This window comes from Kribbella orskensis, assembly GCF_004342085.1.
Lineage (GTDB): Bacteria > Actinomycetota > Actinomycetes > Propionibacteriales > Kribbellaceae > Kribbella > Kribbella orskensis.
Map to the genome: position 1 here is coordinate 1 of NZ_SLWM01000067.1, position 1,634 is coordinate 1,634.

1 protein-coding gene is annotated in these 1,634 nt (G+C 60.3%); it reads left to right on the forward strand.

Annotation, left to right across the window (positions count from 1 at the left end):
* The first annotated feature begins 158 nt into the window (after positions 1–158).
* Positions 159–791, forward strand: coding sequence for a DUF3224 domain-containing protein (locus EV644_RS44295; RefSeq protein WP_132197864.1), 633 nt, complete (start codon positions 159–161; stop codon positions 789–791).
* Positions 792–1,634: the final 843 nt, after the last annotated feature.

Consider the following 1,634-nt stretch of genomic DNA (forward strand, 5'->3'; position numbering starts at 1 on the left):
GGACCCTAGAGAAGTCAAATTCTTCCAGTACGTAAGGGCATTCTCGCGTTCCGACCCGCTCCCTCAAACGCCCTCATCGGTGGATCGAGGCTTAGACGTAGATGTTGATCCAAAGCGGAATTCGACTACGTCGCCGTAGGCCACGCAGCCTGATGTCCTTGCGAACGGAAGTCTCCCTCGACCCAGGTGAGTCTTCGCTGCTAGCGGCCATGGACATGGCGTGCTACCTGCGTGATGCTGAAATTTGGCGGGCGACTGAGTTCGCCCCTGTCGGATGGGGGAAGACCGTGCAGAGGAAGAATCAACGACTCACGTTGCTGTTCGTGGTGGTGATGGGCCTACTGATGGCGCTCCCTGTGTCTGCACAAGCGGGGACGAACCAGCTCTCCGGCGACGCGTTGTATGACGCCGCCGCCTGTCCTGCCCCGCCCGCGGGGTACGAGGAGTTTGTCAGCTACCCAGGGCTCGATATGACCGGCAGTCTGGACGGATGCTTGTACACCAGAGCCGACCCGGCCCACGTGACGCCGAGTGGCGCCTACCTGGAGACCGGGGAAGAGGTCTTCGTCGGCAGACTCAATGGTGGTCTCGAAGGAACGTTCGCCACTACCTACAGGTTCGAAGCCAAGTTTGAAACTGATGGAACGGAGATTCACGGGCGTTGTCAACACCCAGTCGTTGCGGGCAGCGGCACTGGCGGCTTCGCCGGCGCCACCGGCCATCTCGACTTCAAGGACATCATCGGAGAACCAGTTACCTACGTCTACCGAGGTCATCTGAAGCTCACGTAATGACAGTTGAGGCCTGAGACTTCGGCGCAATATCATAGGAGCCTGTTCGCGCCCAGGCGGGTTCGTGTTGTCCGCTATCTCAGCTGCTTCCCCAGCGGATCATCGACGTGCTCCTCAGAGTCTTGCCACCTTCTCGGTCTGGTTCTGCAAGTTGAGTGTGTCCACCTGGACAGATGCGATTGTCGGCGTCCGGGGGGCTCGCTGCGTGCGCCTCGTGGAGCATTCGGAACGTCAGCGACGGCGACCTCCATGCCCATGGCCAGGAAATTTGGAGTCAGGCACCCGCACAACCCCAAACTCTCAACAGTCAGACATTGAAGCAGCATTCGACAGCATTCCGCCGGCCTTCCAGACTGGTGACGCGAGTTCGATTCTCGTCACTGCTTCGTCGGTTACTCGGTGAAGAAGTCCTCGTCGATGCGTTTGACCTCGTGCACTTCGCGGCCTGCACGCCCACATTCCGCTTCACCATCTCGGCGGCCAACCGCTTGCCGTCGATCAGGACGAGCCGGCTCTGCACCCGGTCTACGTAGGCCTTCGCCTCAGGGGTAAAGGAGCTGACAACATCGGCAGCAGGTCACCGACCAGTCAGAGGCGGCAACTACCCACTGTCCCGGCAACAGCCACGCTGCACAAAGCCGTTGTGCCTGCGATGCATGGCCGACTCGGATGGCGCCTACGAGCGCTACTTAGATGCTGGGCTGAAACGGAACTCGACGACGTAACGCTCTACTGCTCGCTGAAACGTCCGCACATGGCTCCCCTCTGTGTCAAGGAGGTGCTCGTTTCCCGCCTTGGTCAGGGTGCGCCGGTCCTCGCCGGTGTCAAGCAAAGTGCGCTTGA